The sequence below is a fragment of the Cupriavidus sp. 05L310 genome, assembly GCF_056398185.1.
Window position 1 is genome coordinate 21009 of sequence record NZ_JBFTOX010000077.1, and the last position, 17252, is coordinate 38260.

Annotated in this window: 15 protein-coding genes and 1 pseudogene; 9 read left to right on the plus strand and 7 right to left on the minus strand. The window is 65.8% G+C overall.

Features of this window, described 5'->3' with window-relative positions; genetic code table 11:
• Nucleotides 1-21: 21 nt before the first annotated feature.
• The 7 genes from dapA to AC1DS6_RS37645 all read right to left on the minus strand — a co-directional run bounded on the left by dapA (nt 22) and on the right by AC1DS6_RS37645 (nt 7933).
• Nucleotides 22-924: a 4-hydroxy-tetrahydrodipicolinate synthase gene (dapA, locus tag AC1DS6_RS37615; protein WP_441633896.1), complete on the minus strand. Its 903-nt coding sequence runs from the start codon at nt 922-924 to the stop codon at nt 22-24.
• Between the two features lie 99 nt (nt 925-1023).
• Complete coding sequence (locus tag AC1DS6_RS37620; protein WP_441633940.1) at nt 1024-2808, minus strand: ABC transporter permease subunit; 1785 nt, start codon at nt 2806-2808, stop codon at nt 1024-1026.
• Nucleotides 2809-2826: 18 nt separating this feature from the next.
• Entirely contained in the window at nt 2827-3915 is a 1089-nt protein-coding gene (locus AC1DS6_RS37625; RefSeq protein WP_477104423.1) for an ABC transporter ATP-binding protein, read from the minus strand.
• 44 nt (nt 3916-3959) lie between these two features.
• Nucleotides 3960-5048, minus strand: a complete 1089-nt coding sequence (locus tag AC1DS6_RS37630) for an ABC transporter substrate-binding protein (protein WP_441633892.1) — start codon at nt 5046-5048, stop codon at nt 3960-3962.
• A gap of 110 nt (nt 5049-5158) precedes the next feature.
• Nucleotides 5159-6571, minus strand: a complete 1413-nt coding sequence (locus AC1DS6_RS37635) for an FAD-binding oxidoreductase (protein WP_477104429.1) — start codon at nt 6569-6571, stop codon at nt 5159-5161.
• A 351-nt stretch (nt 6572-6922) separates the two neighbouring features.
• Nucleotides 6923-7582 (minus strand): hypothetical protein, encoded by a 660-nt coding sequence (locus tag AC1DS6_RS37640; RefSeq protein ID WP_441633890.1) that lies wholly within the window; start codon nt 7580-7582, stop codon nt 6923-6925.
• 159 nt (nt 7583-7741) lie between these two features.
• Nucleotides 7742-7933 carry a DUF3562 domain-containing protein gene (locus tag AC1DS6_RS37645; RefSeq protein ID WP_441633888.1) on the minus strand — a complete coding sequence of 64 codons (192 nt, stop codon included), beginning with the start codon at nt 7931-7933 and terminating at the stop codon, nt 7742-7744.
• Nucleotides 7934-8397: 464 nt separating this feature from the next.
• On the opposite strand from AC1DS6_RS37645, the gene AC1DS6_RS37650 reads away from it, so the two are divergent.
• The 9 genes and pseudogenes from AC1DS6_RS37650 to AC1DS6_RS37690 form a co-directional block, all read left to right on the plus strand.
• Nucleotides 8398-9384, plus strand: coding sequence for an HlyD family secretion protein (locus tag AC1DS6_RS37650; RefSeq protein ID WP_477104424.1), 987 nt, complete (start codon nt 8398-8400; stop codon nt 9382-9384).
• 4 nt (nt 9385-9388) lie between these two features.
• Nucleotides 9389-12145 carry a ribosome-associated ATPase/putative transporter RbbA gene (rbbA, locus tag AC1DS6_RS37655; protein ID WP_477104430.1) on the plus strand — a complete coding sequence of 919 codons (2757 nt, stop codon included), beginning with the start codon at nt 9389-9391 and terminating at the stop codon, nt 12143-12145.
• Nucleotides 12146-12160: 15 nt separating this feature from the next.
• The gene (locus AC1DS6_RS37660) at nt 12161-13288 is read left to right on the plus strand and encodes an ABC transporter permease (protein ID WP_477104425.1); all 1128 of its coding nucleotides are present in this window, start codon (nt 12161-12163) and stop codon (nt 13286-13288) included.
• A gap of 49 nt (nt 13289-13337) precedes the next feature.
• A complete protein-coding gene (locus AC1DS6_RS37665) occupies nt 13338-14768 on the plus strand; it encodes an efflux transporter outer membrane subunit (RefSeq protein ID WP_441633882.1) in 1431 nt (476 codons plus the stop codon).
• A 184-nt stretch (nt 14769-14952) separates the two neighbouring features.
• Complete coding sequence (locus AC1DS6_RS37670; protein WP_441633880.1) at nt 14953-15294, plus strand: zinc ribbon domain-containing protein YjdM; 342 nt, start codon at nt 14953-14955, stop codon at nt 15292-15294.
• Between the two features lie 722 nt (nt 15295-16016).
• Complete coding sequence (locus AC1DS6_RS37675; protein ID WP_477104426.1) at nt 16017-16178, plus strand: DUF3304 domain-containing protein; 162 nt, start codon at nt 16017-16019, stop codon at nt 16176-16178.
• Nucleotides 16179-16232: 54 nt separating this feature from the next.
• Nucleotides 16233-16397 carry a hypothetical protein gene (locus tag AC1DS6_RS37680; protein WP_477104427.1) on the plus strand — a complete coding sequence of 55 codons (165 nt, stop codon included), beginning with the start codon at nt 16233-16235 and terminating at the stop codon, nt 16395-16397.
• A complete protein-coding gene (locus tag AC1DS6_RS37685) occupies nt 16394-16888 on the plus strand; it encodes a DUF3304 domain-containing protein (RefSeq protein WP_477104428.1) in 495 nt (164 codons plus the stop codon). The genes AC1DS6_RS37680 and AC1DS6_RS37685 overlap by 4 nt, the downstream gene beginning before the upstream one ends.
• Nucleotides 16885-17252: pseudogene (locus AC1DS6_RS37690) on the plus strand (hypothetical protein); the annotation flags it as partial. The gene AC1DS6_RS37685 and the pseudogene AC1DS6_RS37690, both read left to right, overlap by 4 nt.

The following is a 17252-nucleotide window of genomic DNA, read 5'->3' on the forward strand; positions in this document are numbered from 1 at the left end:
GCCCGCCACCCGCGCCTGGCTTCAGGCGTACTCGTAGGCTTGCAGCAGGCGTTCGAACTGTTCGCGCAGGCGTGCGCTGGTTTGCGCTGCGGCCGGCAGCAGCGGCTCCAGCAGATCGGGTGCATCGACCCCGATCACCTGCAGCACGGACTTCATCGGGCCAGGATTGGTTTCCGAAAACACCAGGTCGATCAGCGGCATCAGCTCACGGTGCATCAGCAGCGCTTCCTGCATGCTCCCGCCGCGCACAAGTTTCATGAGCAGGCGCCAGGTCTTGGGCAGCATGGTGGCCGTGCTCAGCACGCCGCCGCGCGCACCGGCGCCGATATGCAGCGGGAACAGCGTGTCTTCGCCGCTCATCAGGGAAAAGCCCTCGTCGATGCCGGCCGCGATCTTGAGGAACTGATAGAGATCCGGATTGCACGCCTTCATGCCGATGATCCGCTCGTGGCGCGACAGTTCATGGATGACCTTGGGATCGATGGCAATCCGCGTGCGGTACGGAATCTCGTAGAGCAGGACCGGCAGGGGCGACTCGTCGGCGAACCGCATGAAGTAATCGCGGATGCCTTGCTGGGTGGGATTCGTATAGTAGGGCGTCACCACCATCACCGCATCCACGCCGGCCGCGGCGAATTCGCGCGTGGCATCGAGCCCGTCGCGCAGGCCCGGCGTCAGCACGCCGGCAACGACCGGCATCCTGCCGGCAACATGGCTGGCAGTCAGTTCCGCCATCCGCACGCGCTCGCGCTGCGACAGCGAGCCGAACTCGCCCGTGCCGCCAAGCGGCACCACACCGTCCGCGCCCTGGCGGATCAGGTAGTCGAGCAAGGCCCGGGTTGCGCTCTCGTGAACCGAACCGTCGGGCTGGACGGGCGTGGGAATGGCGGCAAAAATGCCTTGCACTTGCTTGGAGTCAATCATCGTCTTGTCGGAGAGGTGCCGCACTGGCGGCTGGTTATGCGGTTATGCAGTTATGCGGGTTAAGCTGGTTGCGCGGGTTATGCAGCAGGAATGAAGGGGTCAGCGGTCCGCGCTACGCCGGCGCAACCGGTCCGCGGCCATGATCACCACGGCGATAAAGACAAACAACAGGCTCGACACCGCGGCAATCGTGGGCGAGACGCTCAGGATCACTTCGTCCCAGAACTGCTTGGGCAAGGTCGAATCGAGACCGCCGGTCACGAACAGCGCGATGGTCAGCTCGTCAAACGAGGTCACGAAGGCAAACAGGAACGACGACAACAGACCCGCGCCGAGGATCGGGAACGTGACGTAGCGCATGGTCTGCCAGGGGCGTGCGCCGAGGCTCTGCGCAGCCTGGTCCAGGCGGGTGTCGTAGTTCTTCAGCACCGCCATCATGGTCATCACCACATAGGGAATCGCCACGACCGTATGGCCGAGGATCAGGCCCAGCGCGGAACCAACCAGGTTGAGCCTGGAGAAGAAGTAGAAGATACCCACAGCCGTGATCATCCTGGGCACGATGATCGGCAGCAGGATGAACGCCAGCAGCGCGGCCTTCCAGCGGATGTTCGAACGCACCAGCAGGAACGCCGTGGGCGTGCCGATCAGCATGGCCAGCAAGCCCGTGCCCACGCCGACCACCAGCGAGCGCACCGTGGCCTGCATCCAGGTGGGCGACTCCCACACTTCGTTGTACCACTGCAGCGAGAATCCCCGTGGCGGCCAGTCCAGGCTGCTGCCGCCCGTGAACGAGATCGGGATCATCAGCAGCGCCGGCAACGTCAGGAAGGCCAGAATCAGGATCACCACCGCCCACAGCATCTTGCCGCCGCCCTCCTCCGCGCTGCCCGCCGCGCGGCTACGGCGCGGCCACAGGCGCGACAGCCCGTCGGACAGCGTGGCCAGCACGCCCAGCAACTGGTAGCCGGCGCGACGCAGCGGGCCGTTCGTGGCGGAACGGCGCCCTGCCGGCGCATTGCCGCTGCCGGCCAGGGTCGACAGGCCAACCAGCTTGTCATAGACCACGAACACGATAAGCGCCGCCACCAGCAACAGCATCGAGATGGCGCCGGCAAAGCCCCAGTTCATGGTTTGCTGGACCTGGTCGATGATGAGCTGCGTGATCATGGTTTCACGGCGGCCGCCCAGCAGCGCCGGCGTGATGAAGAAGCCAAGCGAGGTGACGAAGACCATGATGCCCGCCGCGGCCACGCCAGGCATGGACAGCGGGAAGTAGACCAGCCAGAAGGCCGTGCCGGGGCGTGCCCCGAGCGTCAGCGCGGCGCGCGGCAGGCGGCGGTCGATGTTCTCCATCACGGAGATCATCGTCAGGATGGCCAGCGGCATCATGGCGTGCACCATGCCGACCATCACGCTGCCGAAGTTGTAGAGCAGATCGGCGGGTGCATCCGTCACGCCAGCCGCCTTGAGGAGCTGGTTGAGCACGCCGTTGCGGCCCAGCAGGACGATCCACGAAAACATGCGGACCAGGAAGCTGGTCCAGAACGGCAGCAGGATCCAGAACAGCAGCGAGCTCTTTGCCCGCGCGCCGGCGGCCGACGTGAGGTAAGCCACCGGATAAGCGCCGACGATGGCCAGCAAGGTGGTCCAGGCCGCGATCTTGAGCGTGATCCACAGCACGTCGAGGTAGACGGACGAATGGAACAGGCGTGCGTACAGGTCCAGGGTAATGCGCCCGTCCACCGACACGCTCATCCAGATCAGCTGGCCGACCGGGAACACCAGCATGACCAGCAGGAACAGGATGGTGGGCGCGCCGAGCAGGAAATCGCGGTGCCAGGCAGACCGGCGCTTGGCGGCCGGCGTCGCGGCCGCCTTCATGACTTGTGTGACCATGGCTTACTCCGGAATCGCAACGGCATCTTCAGGCTGCCAGCTCACCGTGAGCGTGTCGCCAGGCAGATGGCGGCCAGGGGCGCCGCGGGTCAGTTCCGCCACCACCAGCGGCGTGTCGCCCGGCAGTGCCAGGTAGGATTTGGTCACACCGCCCGTCACGACGATATCGCCCAGCCGCGCCGACAATGTATTCGGCGCGCCCGGCGCCCCCGAGACATGGAGATTTTGCGGACGGATCATCACCTTGGCGCGGTCGCCGCGCCGGAACGCGGCGCCATTGGCCTGCACCGTGCCGCGCGCGGGCAGCCCGTCGAAGCTGACGTCGAGCAAGCCGCCGCTGACCGCTTCGACCGTGGCCGGCAGCAGGTTCGACTCGCCCAGGAAGTCCGCCACGAAGGTGGTGCGCGGGCGGAAGTAGAGATCGGCCGGACTGCCGAGCTGCTCGATCCTGCCGCCATTCATCAGGCAGATGCGGTCGGACATCGTCATCGCCTCTTCCTGGTCGTGGGTCACATACACGATGGTGGTGCCCAGTTCGCGGTGGATGCGCTTGATTTCGAGTTGCATCTGGTCGCGCAGCTTCTTGTCCAGCGCGCCCAGCGGCTCATCCATCAGGATGATCGACGGGCGGTAGACCATGCAACGCGCCAGCGCGATGCGCTGTTGCTGCCCGCCCGACAGTTCCTTGGGCAAGCGATGGGCAACGTGGGGCAGGCGCACGAGATCCAGCGCACGGCTGACCTCCTGCTCCGCCTGCCGCGCCGGCATCTTGCGCATCTTCAGCGGAAAGCCGATGTTCTCTGCAATCGTCATGTGCGGGAACAGCGCGTAGTTCTGGAACACCATGCCGATGTCCCGTTCGTAAGGCGCGCCGTAGGTCACATCCGCGCCGTTGATGCGGATGCTGCCGCCATCCGGCTGCGACAGGCCGGCGATCAGGCTCAGCAGCGTCGTCTTGCCCGAGCCTGACGGGCCCAGCAGGGTCAGGAATTCGCCCTCCGGAACCGAGAGGTCCGTGGGCGCGAGCGCGATGAAATCGCCATAGCGCTTGGACAGCTGCCTGGTCTGCAGTTTCTGTGTTACTTGTTGCATCACGCTTACCTTTGCAAGAGAGTTCCGACGTCAGCGCATGCGCTTCACTTCAGGATCCAGGCATTGAACTTCTCGAGCACCGGCTCCTGGTTCTTGACCCAGTATTTGGCATCGATCTTCACGCCGCGCTTGATGTTGTCCGCGTAGGTCGGCAGCATCGCGGCGTGCTTGGCATCGATGTACTTGAATGCGTCCGGATGGGTGACGCCGGCGGCCAGGTATTGCGTGAGCTGCGCCTGGCGCTTGGGGTCGGAGGCAAACTTGATGAACTCGCGGCAGGCGGCGGCGTTGGGCGTGCCCTTCAGGATGGTCCAGCTGTCCACGCCCCACAGGTGCTGGTCCCAGCAGATGGCGACCGGCGCGCCGGCATCCATGGCGGACTGCGCGCGCGAGATCCAGGTAGCCACCAGATCCACCTCGCCCGACTTGAGCATCTGCTCGACCTGCGCGCCGCCGCTCCACCACACGGCGACGCTGGACTTGACCTTATCGAGGCTGCGCAGCGCGCGGTCCACGTCGCAGGGATAAACCGATGCGTTCGCCACCCCGTCCGCCATCAACGCTTCCTCGATGGTATCGAAGGGATGCTTGCGCAGCGCGCGGCGGCCGGGGAAATCGTGCACGTTCCACAGGTCCTTCCATTGCGCGGGCGCCTTGCGGCCCTTGAACGCATCGGTGCGGTAGGCCAGCACGGTGGTGTACACGTTGGTGCCGACGCCGTAGGGCGACATGTATTGCGCCGGGATGCCAGCCACCACCGGATCCGCGCCCAGCCCGTGTTTCTCCAGGTAATCCTTTCCGTCGGTGGTCAGGACCTCGATCGCAGGCTGGCTGATCGATGCCATGTCCCAGCTGTAGTTCTTGGCGTCCACCATGGTACGGATCTGGGCCGTGGGCTCCGCGTTGGACGGAACGCCCACAACCTGGATGCCGGTGGCCTTGGTGAACGGCTTGTAGAACACCTCGCCATACGCCTTGGCAAAGACGCCGCCGGAGTCGCGCACTACGATGCGTTGCGAGGCCGCCTTGGCCGATGTCCAGATCGCCGGCATGGCGAGTGCGGCGGTGCCGGCGCTCAGCAATTTAAAGGCGTCGCGACGCGATGGATTGCTCGGCTTGTCGGCGTTACTCATGGCTGTACTCCTACGGGGACGGGGGATCGGAATGAAAAAAAATCGGGAGGCCGGCCTGAGCCGGTGGCAATCAGGAAATCAAGGAATCAAGGAATCAAGGAATCTGAAAATCAGGGAATCAGCTTGCCAGGGTTGAACAGGCCCTGCGGATCGAAGGCGCGCTTGACGGTACGCATCAGGTCGAGTTCGACATCGCCCTTGTAGTGGCGCATCTCATCCAGCAAGGTTCGGCCCACGCCATGCTCCGCGCTGAAGGTGCCATTCAACCTGGCGGCGACATCGTGCCCGGCGCGGCGCACCGCGGCGGCGGTTTTCGCCTGGTCGGGCAGGGCCTGCCAGGTGTCGAACTCGAAGAACGGGATGAAATGGATATTGCCGTCGCCGAGATGGCCCACCACCACGACACGCGCATCGAAGCCCTCTTCGATCGCGCGGGTGGCTTCGGCAATGAAAGCGGGCACCATCGATACCGGCACGGCGGTGTCCAGCGTCAGGCCGATGCCCGCCTTCTTGTTGCCCTCCGACACACTGTGCCGCAGCTTCCACATCGCCTCGCGCTGCGCGGAGCTGGCGGCAATGGCCGCATCGGCGATCAGGCCGCGCTCCATGCCCTTTTCCAGCGTGGCCTCAAGCACTTCCTGCAAGCGCGCGTCGTCGCAGGTATCGCTGAGCTCCACCAGCAGATGCCAGGGATGCGCACCGGTGAGCGGCGCATGCTGGCCCGGCACGTGCTCCAGCACGATGTCGAGCTGGCTGGCGTTCATCAGCTCGAAAGCGGATAGCTGCGCACCGCAAGCGGACTGGAACAGGCCGAGCAGCGCCAGCGCGGCATCCACGTCGACCGGTGCGACCCACGACATCGCGTGCGCGCTCGGCAACGGGTGCAGCTTCAGCGTGGCCGCGGTGATGATGCCCAGCGTGCCTTCCGCGCCGATGAACATCTGCTTGAGGTCAAGCCCGGTATTGTCCTTGCGCAAGGTGCGCAGGCCGCGCCAGATACGCCCATCCGGCAAGACGACTTCCAGGCCGAGCACGTTCTCGCGGGTATTGCCATAGCGCAGCACACCGGTGCCGCCCGCATTGGTGGCGATGTTGCCGCCGATCTGGCAGGAGCCCTCGGCGCCCAGGCTGATCGGGAAGAAGCGCCCCGCCTCGATGGCCGCGGCCTGGATCTCGGCCAGCACGCAGCCGGCCTCCACCTCCATCGAGTTGTCCGCCGGGTCGATGCGCACAATGCGCCGCATGCGCGAGAGATTGACGATGACGCAGTTGCCTTGCTCATACGGCACCGCGCCACCGCTCAGGCTGGTATTGCCACCCTGGGGCAGGACCGCCACGCCGGCGGCCACGCACGCCTTGACGAGTTCCGAAACCTGTTCGGTGGTGCGCGGCAGCGCAACGCAAAGTGCCGTGCCCTTGTAGCGGCCGCGCCAGTCGCTGACATAGCCTGCCAGATCGTCGCTGGCGGTGAGCAGCCCTGTCGCGCCGACGATATCGCACAAGGTATCTAGCAACAACTTCATCATGAATTTCCCAGTTGACGATCAACCCGCGACAGGCGATCCGATAGTCCAGAGAATAGTTCGCGAATATGCGAATCGCAATCTCTTCAATTGCAATGCAATTATTTCAGGGTTTTTACCTAAACAGGAAAGGCCATGCACCAGCGCAGGAAAACGCACGCGCCGCCGTGGTGCACGGGGTCGGACATGGTGCGTTGCAGTGGGTTGCGGCGGGGGGATTTAAAACAGGCAGCGAAGCGCGCGATGGCTTGCAGGATGACGGTGGTGGCGCTCGCTCACCGGCGCCATCCGGACGACTGCCGCATCGGCCTGCCACCGTAGCTGGCAGCAGGCTCTGATGCGGCACACAGCTTATTTGGTCGCGGGGTCCACCGCGATGGCCACGGCCTCCGTATAGACCGCCTGCACCTGGTCGCCCTTCTTGATGTTCTTCAACTGGTCCGGATCCTGCACATTCAGGTTGACCTTTCCTTTCGGGCCCTGCAGCGTGACATGCTGCTTTTTCATGTCCACGGCGACGACGTTCGCAACGACCGTCACCTGCCTGCCTGCCGCCGCGCCCGGCTTCGCGCCCGCGGCGGTGCGGTCCCCGGCTTCGCGTTCGGTGCGTTCGGTAATCCCGTCCCCGCCCTTCTTCAGTTCCAGCGTCAGGGCCTGCTTGTACTCGGCGACGACCTTGTCGCCTACCTTGATTTGATCGAAGTTGCGCACTTCGTCCCCCACCGCGAGATCGAACACCCGGCCCTTGGGGCCCTTCAACGTGACAGTGCGGCTTGCCGCGTCGATCTTCATGACGGTAGCCGCCACTTTCGTTGTTTCGGAAAACGCGGCCTTTCCTGGCGCGGTCATCATCTCGCCCTTGGTTTCCGGCTGCGCAAACACCGGCTGCACAAGCCCGGCCAGAGCGGCCGTCGTGGCCATGGTCAAAAGCATCTTTCGCTTCATTTTCTTCTCCTTGAATGACCCCAGGCTTGTGCCGTGCCTTTTGCCGCCGATGTGGGCGACAGGCACAGGCGATCCGTCACGGAGGGCATCAGGTAGGCTTATCGCAACTCCCGGCCAACACATTGCCCTGCCTCAACCATAGACGCAAAGCGTGCCGGGCGGGATGTTTGCGCGAGGCGAACCGGTTTCCGCGCGCCCCGATGGCGCGCGGCATATCGGCACGCGCTACGCCTGCGGGCGCCTGCGCAACGCAGCGGTGACACGCTTCACAACGAACAGGCGCAGGTAGTCATGGATGCGCGCATCCGTACTTAAATCCCGCAGCGCCTCAAGATACACTTGCCGCACGGCCTCCGGAGGAGCCTCCAACTCCTCCGCGATGCGCTGAATCCATTCTTCGTCGCTGTGGGTATGCATCGGTTACGTCTCTCTCGCGAGGCCGCAGTACCTGACGCGCCCGGATGCGGACGGGCATCGGTGAAAGGCCATGCCCGCCAGCGGACTGGAATCCCGGCGCTTCTGCATTGAGTGTCGGCGAGACCGGCAGGCGGGCGTTGATCCATGTCAACCGCGCCCGTCTCTGCGAAGGAAGCCCCTACGGTTTGCGCTTTTTGCAGAATAGCCCTTGAGGGCCTTTATCGCGCATGGCTTCATGAATCCTGGGGCACCAGGAATTAGAACCCCTCTTCAGAAATGTGTCGGCGCCGCCACTGACTTGCGCTAGATCAAGTCACGGCGCCGGCGCGACGGATAGCATTTCACCCACACCGTCGCCCCGCGGTTCAAGGCTTGTCTTCATCGTCCTCCCTCCCATTTCCCCTGACGCCCTGAAACCCTGGAGCCCTTTGGCGGCATTCCCTTATTCAGCGCACAGGTAGCCGATGAAAATAAAACCAGGCTGGGGTATCGCGGCACTGTTCCTTGCCGCCGTCACTGGCACCGCGCTGTGGTGGTTCGCCGGCCAACGCGATCCATGGCCGGCCTCTGTCGTCCACAGCAACGGGCGCATGGAAATCGGCCGGCTCGACGTGGCCGTGAAGTATGGCGGCCGCGTGATCGACCTGCCGGTGCGCGAGGGCGAGGCCCTCTCCGCCGGTGCCGTGGTGGCCCGCCAGGACGACGCCGAACTGCTGGCCCAACTGGACCTCGCCACCGCCGCGCGGGAGCGCGCCGTGCAGGCCGCATCGCGCGCGCAGGCCGAAATCGATGCCCGTGCGAGCCGCCAGCGCCTTGCGCGGCTGGAGCTGACCGAAGCCGTCAAGCTGTACCAGGACCGCCAGATCTCATCCGTCGAACGGGATCGCCGGCAGCTTGGCCTGGATGGCGAAAGCGCGAGCGTGACCGGCGCGCGGGCCGCCCTTGGCGAAGCCCGGGCGGCGGTCGTGGAAGCCGACGCGCAGATCGCCCGCCTGAAGATCCTGCGGGACGAAGCCACCATCCGCGCGCCCGTGGCCGGCCGCGTGGAGTATCGCGTGATCGAGGTCGGCACGGTGCTGCCGGCGGGCGGGCGCGTGGTGTCCCTGCTCAACCTGGCTGATATGTACTTCACCGTGTTCCTGCCGGCCGGCGCGGCCGGCAAGCTGGCCATCGGCGACGAGGCTCGCATCGTGCTGGACGCCATGCAGGACGAACCCATCCCGGCCCGGATCAGCTTCGTGGCCAGCGAGGCGCAGTTCACGCCCAAGTATGTCGAGACCGATGCCGAGCGGGCCAAGCTGATGTATCGCGTCAAGCTGCAACTGACGCCGGACGTGGCGCAGCGCTACGCGGCAAAGCTGAAGGCCGGCATGACGGGCGATGGCTTCGTGCGCCTGGATGCCACTCAGCCCTGGCCAGCCAGGCTGGCGCTGCGCCAGCAGCCGGCCTGACGTCATGCCGGGCCCGCACCCCGACCGCGCCGCGGCCATCCGGATCGATGGCCTGTCGCATCGCTACGGCGCCAGCGTGGCGCTGGACCACGTATCGCTCACGCTGCCCGGCAACGCCACCATCGGCCTGATCGGCCCCGACGGCGTCGGCAAGTCGACCCTGCTCGGGGTGATCGCCGGCGTCAAGCGCATCCAGCAAGGCAGCGCGTCGGTCCTTGGCGCGGACTTGCGCGACCGGCAGGCCCGGGAGGCGCTGTTGCCGCGCGTGGCCTTCATGCCGCAGGGGCTGGGGCGCAACCTGTACCCGACGCTGTCCGTCTACGAGAACGTCGACTTCTTTGCCCGGCTGTTCGGCCTGGGCGCCGCCGAGCGGCGCCAGCGCATCGGGCGCCTGCTCGCGGCCACTGGCCTGGCGCCCTTCCCGGACCGCCCGGCGGGCAAGCTCTCCGGCGGCATGAAACAGAAGCTGGGGCTGTGCTGCGCGCTGGTCCACAACCCGGACCTGCTGATCCTCGACGAGCCCACCACGGGCGTGGATCCGCTCTCGCGGCGCCAGTTCTGGACCCTGGTGGAAGCCCTGCGCGCCGAGCACAGCAACATGACGGTCATTGTCGCCACCGCGTATATCGAGGAAGCGCAGCGCTTCGAGCACCTGGTGGCCATGGACGCAGGCAAGGTGCTGGTCTGCGACCGCACCGCCAATTTGCTGGCCCGCGCCGGCACCAGCGATCTGGAACAGGCCTATATCTCGCTGCTGCCGTCGGCCCGGCGCGGCGAGGCGACGGGCCTGCTGATCCCGCCCCGCCCGCCCGACGACGGCGAACCCGCCATCGAAGCCGAGGGACTGACGCGGCGCTTCGGCGCTTTCACCGCCGTGGACAACGTGAGCTTTCGCATCGAGCGCAGCGAGATCTTCGGCTTTCTCGGCTCCAACGGCTGCGGCAAGACCACCACCATGAAGATGCTGACCGGGCTGCTCGATGCCACCAGCGGCACCGCGCGCCTGCTCGGCCAGACCATCGACGCCGGCGACATGCGCACGCGCATGCGGGTGGGCTATATGTCGCAGGCGTTCTCGCTTTACGAAGAACTCACGGTACGGCAGAACCTGGACCTGCACGCCCGGCTCTACCGGATGGAAGGCGACGCCGCGCGGCAGGCGGTCGGGCAAGCCCTGCAAGACTTCGAACTGGACCAGCACGCCGAGGCGCAGCCCGCTTCCTTGTCGCTCGGCATCCGCCAGCGCCTGCAGCTGGCCGCCGCCTGCCTGCACCATCCGGAAGTGCTGATCCTCGACGAGCCTACCTCCGGCGTGGATCCCGGCGCGCGCGACATGTTCTGGCGCCACCTGGTCCAGCTCTCGCGCCAGCAGCGCGTGACGATCTTCGTTTCCACGCACTTCATGAACGAGGCCGCGCGCTGCGACCGCATCTCCTTCATGCATCGCGGCCGCGTGCTGGCCGTGGGCAGCCCGGAGGCCCTGCGGGAGCGCTGCCACGCGCAGACGCTGGAGGACGCCTTCGTCACCTATCTGGAGCAAGCGGAGAACCCGGAGAACGGCGCTGCCGCCGCTACCGTATCCGCGCAACCGGCCCCGCCCCGCGCGCCGGACGACAAACCCGCGGGCCATCCGGGCGGCTCGGCCCTGGCGCGCACCTGGGCCTTCGCCCGGCGCGAGGCGATGGAACTGGCGCGCGACAAGCTCAGGCTGGCATTCGCCATCCTCGGCCCTATCGTGCTGCTGTGCGCCGCGGCATGGAGCGTTTCCTTCGACGTCGAAAACGTGCGCTTCGCCGTGCTGGACCGCGACCAGAGCCGCGCCAGCCGGGAACTGGTGGAGCAGTTCTCCGGCTCGCGCTACTTCGTGCAGACCAACGACGTGCACAGCGAGGCCGACGCGGACCGGCGCCTGCGTGCCGCGAACGACATGCTGGTCGTCGATATCCCGCCCGGTTTCGAGCGCGACCTGCTGGCCGGCCGGCAACCGCAACTCGCCTTCCGCGTGGACGGGTCCAGCCCGTTCCCCGGCGCGACCACGCGCGCCTATGTCACCGGCGTGCTGCTGGCCTACGCCAATGCGCAGATGCGCGCGCTGCCGGCCCGCCCCGCCGCGCTGCCGGTGTCGATCGAGTCGCGTTTTATCTATAACCAGGAATTCCGCAGCATCTATGCCATCACGCCGGGCATCATCATGCTGGCGCTGATCCTGATCCCGACCATGCTGACCGCGCTCGGCGTGGTGCGCGAGAAGGAGATGGGATCCATCACCAACCTCTATGCCTCCCCCGCGAGCGTGGGCGAATACCTGATCGGCAAACAGCTTCCCTACGTGGGGCTGGCCATGGTCAGCTACCTCACGCTGGTGGCCCTGGCGATCGTGCTGCTGCAGGTGCCGCTGAAGGGCTCCTTCCTCGCCTTGTCGCTGGGCGCCGCGCTGTTCGTGCTGGCGGCCACCGCGCTCGGCCTGCTGGTGTCCACCTTCGTGCGTTCGCAGGTGGCCGCCATCTTCGGCACCGCCATCCTGTGCCTGATTCCATCGGTGAACTTTTCCGGCCTGCTCTATCCCGTTTCCACGCTGACCGGCAGCAGCTACTGGATCGGCCTGGGCTTTCCGTCGTCGTGGTTCCAGTTGGTCAGCCTGGGCAGCTTCACCAAGGGCCTGGGCGCCGGCAGCTTTGGCGCCATGTACCTGGCCTTGCTGGGCTTTGCGCTGCTATACCTGGCCGGCGCGCGCCTGCTCCTGCGCAAGCAGGAGGCGTAGCCGGGAGATGCCGCGATGAACCAATGGTGCAAGAACGTGGCCCGGCTGTGCGGCAAGGAGCTGCGCAGCCTGTTCAGCGATATCACGCTGATGGTGCTGATCGTGTTCGCCTTTACCCTGGCCGTGCACTCGGTGGCCAAGGGCATCAAGGCCGAGGTGTCTAACGCGTCGGTGGCGATTGTGGACGGCGACCACTCCGAGCTGTCGCGCCGCCTGCGCGACGCGATCCGTCCGCCGTATTTCAAGACGCCGGTCGATGTCGACCGGCACGACGTCGACGCGGAGATGGACCGTGGCCGCTATATCTTCGCCATCGAGATCCCGCCGCGCTTCGAAGCCGATGTGCTGGCGGGCCGGACGCCGGCGGTGCAGGTGCTGGTCGATGCCACGGCGATGACGCAGGCGGGGCTGGGAGCCACCTACCTGCAGCAGATCTTCACGCGCGAGGTGCTTGAGTTCCTGCATGCGCGGGGCATCGAGGCGCAACTCCCCGTGCGCGCGGAGAGCACGGTGATGTTCAATCCCAACACGGAATCGCACTGGTTCACATCCACCATGCAGATCGTGGTCAACATCACCGTGCTGGCCATCATCCTGGTGGGCGCGGCGGTGATCCGCGAGCGCGAGCACGGCACCATCGAGCACTTGCTGGTGATGCCGGTACGCGCCAGCGAGATCGCCGTGGCCAAGATCCTCGCCAACGGCGCGGTGATCTTCCTGGCATCGCTGCTGTCGCTGTGGCTGGTGGTGCATCTGTGGCTGGCGGTGCCGGTCACGGGATCGCTGGGACTGTTTGCGCTGAGCACGGCGCTCTACCTGTTTTCCGTCACGGCGCTCGGCATGTGGCTCGCCACCATCGCGCCGGCCATGCCGCAGTTCGGCCTGCTGGCGGTGCCGACCTATGCCGTTGCCTACCTGCTGTCCGGCGCCGCCACGCCGGTGCAGAGCATGCCGCAGGCCATGCAGCACGCGGTCCAGTTCCTGCCGACGACCCAGTTCGTCAACCTCACCCAGGCCATCCTGTTCCGCGGCGCGGGCGTGGACGTGGTGTGGCCGCAGTTGCTGGGCGTGACGGCCGCGGGCGGGATCTTCCTCGCCCTGGCGCTGACGCGGTTCCGCTCCATGCTGGCACAGCAGGGTTAACGCCATGCCTGATCGCACCTCGCGCCCGCCCACCAAACGGACTTCTGCCTTGAGTACTTATCCAGCACGCGGCATCCTCACCGGCCTCATCGCATGTATCGCCGCGGGCCTGGCCGGCTGCACCACGGTCGACGTGACCGTGCCCGGCGGTATCGCGGCCCCCGCTGCGTTCAGCGAAGCCCCCGCCCAGGGCATGCCAGCCGCGGAACAGGACCTGGCGCAGTGGTGGCAAAACTGGGGCGACCCGGAACTGACGCAGCGCGTCACCCAGGCGCTGCAAGCCAGTATCGACCTGCGCGTCGCACAGGCGCGCCTGGCGGAAGCGCGCGCCATCGGGCGGGTGGCCGAATCGGCGCTCTACCCCACGCTCTCGGCGCAGGCGCTGGCCGCGCGGGGCGTGGCCGACCTGCGCAGCCCCGCTGGGTTGCCCGACATGTCTCCCGGACTGGACGGCCACCTTGCCGGCGTGACCGTGGCCTGGGAGATCGACATCTTCGGCGGCCGGCGCAGCGACGCGCAAGCCGCGGCAGCCGTCGCGCTCAGCGCCGAGGAGCGCCTGCGCGGCACGCGCCTGGCGATTGCCGCCGACGTGGCCGAGAACTATGTCGCGGCGCGCGGCCTGCAGCGCCGTCTGCAACTGCTTGACCGCAGCATGGAAACTGTCGGCGAACTGCTGCGCTACACCCGCGCACGCTATGCAGCCGGCCAGGCGCTGCCCTATGACATCGATCGCGTGAGCGAGCAGCTTGGCGCGCTGCAGGCGCAGCGGCCCGTGCTGGTCAACCTGATCTCGATCCGGGAGCGCCGGCTGGCGGTGCTCGCCGGCCAGATACCGCAGAGCGCAACGGCATTGTCCCCGCCGCCGCCGTTCTTCGTGCCGGCCCCGCCGGCGGGGCAGCTGCCGTCCCAGGTCATCGAGCGGCGCCCGGATGTCCGGGCCTCGGCCGCGCTGGTGCGCGCGCAGGCCGCCAGGCTCGGCAGCGCAAAAGCGGAGTTGTTCCCGCGCTTCTACCTGACCTTCCTCGGCCAGGATGGGCGCCTGCACGTGGACGGGCTGCCCGCGCTGAGCGGCACGGGCGGCTTGCTCGGTGTCGGCGTGCAGTTGCCGATCTTCACCGCCGGGCGCATCCAGGCCAATATCGATGCCGGCGACGCCCGCCTGCAGGCCGCGCAGGCAAACTACGACCAGGCCGTGCTGCGCACGCTGGAGGAAGTGGACAATGCCTACGGCCTGCGTCATGGCCTGGATCAGCGCGGTGCCCGGCTGGATGCGGTGGTCGCTACCGCGCAGCGCAACAGCCAGAGCGCCACGCGCCTCTATGAAGGCGGCCGGCGCACGCTGCAGGACGTGCTGGACGCGCGTATCGACGCGCTGCGGCGCGAGGAGGAACAGATCCAGACGCAGACGGCACAAGCCGTGGCGGCCGTGCAGCTATACCGCGCGCTGGGCGGTTCGTGGTCGCCTGGAGATAATAGCTAGGCCTCATACGAAGACCCGCAGGGGGCCGTTCCGGAGGGCAGCGAAAGGAGACTGCATCCTGCCTGGCGGCTCTGTACGCGGGCGCGCATCCGGGGACGAATGCCGGAACCGGCACCCACCCGACGTTATACTCTAGGCCATCCAGGCCCTCTGGGCCCTCAATCCGCATACAGTCAAAACCATCATGTCCACGATCCCCGCCTGCCCCCAATGCACACTGGAAAACACCTATCCTGACGGCGACAATTTCGTCTGCGCCGACTGCGGCCATGAGTGGGCGATGTTGGCCGCCCCGCAAGCGGACGACAGCGCGGACGCGGTGGTGAAGGATGCCAACGGCACCGTGCTGAATGACGGCGACGCCGTGGTGCTGATCAAGGACCTGAAGGTCAAGGGCTCGTCCATCACGCTGAAGATGGGCACCAAGGTCAAGAGCATCCGGCTGGTGGGCGGCGACCACGAAGTCGATTGCAAGATGGACGGTGGCAGCTTCATGCTCAAGGCCTGCTTCCTGCGCAAGGCCTGAGCCCGCCAGCACGTCACAGGCCCCGCTGTCGCGCGGCGAACCGCGCTTCCGGCAGCGCGGCGAATTCCTCCGTGACCGGCGCCGCCTTTGCCGGCGGCGTCCTCGTCCAGTCAGGCTATCCCGGCGGGAATATCCGCATCATCGTGCCGTCCAGCGCGAGCGGCCTCATTGGCGGCAAGGCGATGGTGGACATACTGGCCGACGGCTACACCCTGCCGCTCGCTCCGTCGGCCTGCACGCCACCCGCAACACCTACAAGAAGTTCAACTACATCCGGCCACCGCCCTGAAGGCCGCCGCGGTCTGCCCGGGATACCACACGTGGTGGTGAACCCGAAGCTGCCTGCTGGCAACTTGCCGCCGACGCGCGCCAGTGCCCGGATACGATTACGTTCAGCTCGGCGGGCGTGGGTTCATCGGTCCATATGATGGGCGAATTGTTCAAGCTCAATGCCTGCGCACCGCTGGTCCGCGTGTCCCGCAAGGGAGACGTACTGCCTTTCGAATTCGTACGATTTAGCAAAGTGAAAAATTGTTAAATTTTCGAATAATTCAGACAATTCCTAAATACATTCCAGCGTGCCTCGGGTAATGATTCTCTCTTTCCATTAGCTCTGAAGGAATACACCTGAACAATGGCGGCTGCCTTGGCATGCGACGCAAAGGCAATCTTGGGAACCTCATGACTTAAAGATGCTTTACATGTATTAGCGTCTTCCATGAGTGCACCAGCGAAGAGCGGACTGCCCACGCCTTCGACCCCAGCCGAACTACTGGCCATTTTTCTCAATCGACGCGCAATGGGGCGGAAACGTGGATGCCTACGGCAACACCTCGGGAACGTGTTGCGTGGGGGTGCCGCGGGTCTACCGACCCGGCCTGTAGGTCACCGTCAAGTGGAAGGCACGGGACGGGGCCAAGATCCTCTATGGGAGCAAGGTGGTCGACGTCGAGCCCTACACCGAGGCCGGCACCATCTATGCCCATATCTTCCCGAACGACGTGGTCTGCGTGGTCGTGTCGGCGCGCTACGACGCACAAAGCCTCAATCACCCCATTCCCTATCCGGTTAACCCTGACGAAGTGAAGGAGTTCCAACAATGAAGCGCGATATCGCGGCACCGCGGCGCATTGCCCTCGGCAAGGCCATTCTCCTGTCGCTGTTCCTGGCCGGCTGCGCCGGCGGCAGCGGCATCTCGACTGACCGCTCCGACAAGTTCGTTTATGCCTCCGTGGGCGGCGTCAATCATACGAATCGCTTCGTCTACGAGTTCAGCATCGACGGAACGCCCGGCCACAACATGCGCGCCTATGGCTCAGCCAATGCCGGAACGTGTTGCGTAGGTGTGCCACGAGTCTATCGCCCCGGCCTGCAGGTCAAGGTGAGCTGGAACATGCCGGAGGGCAGGAAGGACGTCATCAAGACCAAGGTGGTCGAGATTGCGCCCTATACCGAGGCCGGCACCATCTATGCCCACATCTTCCCGAACGACGTGGTCCGCGTGGTCGTGTCGGCGCGCTACGACGCACATAGTCCCAATCACCCCATTCCCTATCCGGTCGATCCGAACAAGTCGAAGGAGTTCCAACAATGAAGCGCTATATCGCTGCCCCCGACCGCACGCTCCCACCAGATCCGGCCGAATGCTGCAGCCTGACGCCGCGCGAGGTTTTCCGTGTGTTGGGGACCAAGCCCGCCTGCACGTTCGTGCGTCAGCCGGTTTGCCAGATCCTGGTCAACGTGGGGCTGTTCTTCGATGGCACCAACAACAATATGGAGAGGGACTACGAAAAACCGGAACCCGCCAAGCGCTTCCATAGCAATATTGTGCGCCTGTATAACGCGTATCCCGATGAGAAACACAATACACCGGGGGAGAGCGAGTATTACTACCCGTTCTACATGCCAGGTGTGGGCACGCCCTTCCCGCAAATTGGTGAAATGGGCGAAAGCACCTA